1 pseudogene is annotated in these 581 nt (G+C 47.8%); it reads left to right on the top strand.

The features are described from left to right. Positions 1-188 precede the first annotated feature (188 nt). Positions 189-581 (top strand): annotated as a pseudogene (locus R7093_RS26795) (copper transporter); the annotation flags it as partial.

Here is a 581-nt window from a genome sequence, read left to right as displayed (position 1 = left end):
TCAGTTCAATCGTTCCCGAAACGCAAAAGAGCTTGGTATCAATTTGGATGTAAATTATGGAATTCAACCCAAATCGCTTAGTGGCACCAGTATGCTCACTGGCTCTGGTTGCCCTACCGGCTTTCAATGTGGTGGCGCAATCGCCAACCAATACGAAAGCACAACAAGAAGCGCAAGCTCAATCAATCCAAGCCCAATCAACCAATGAGCTAGCAAACCTCATTAGCATTGCCTTGAGCAACGATGGCAACCGTAGACAGTTCTATGCTCAATCGGAAGCGATGCGTGAAACAGGCGTAGCCAGCGCAACCTTGATGGACCCGAAACTGAAAGTCGGTTTTGGTGGTTTGCCTGTCGATAGCTTCAAATTTGACGAAGATCCGATGACCAATATCTCCGTCGGTTTGATGCAACAGTTCGAACGTGGCTCGACGCTCAACCTTCAACAAAAGAAAGCCAATCAACAAGCCGATGGTTTGTCTCTGCAAGTTCACGCACGGGAGCTTGAAGTGGCAAACAGCATGACTCAGCTTTGGTTGGAGCTGGGCTATCAGCAGAAAGCAGAGCAAATTTTGCTAGAA

It is taken from the genome of Vibrio sp. 1580, from assembly GCF_033340055.1.
Note: the sequence above shows the minus strand (reverse complement) of the source record. Positions and strands in the feature narration are given on the sequence as shown.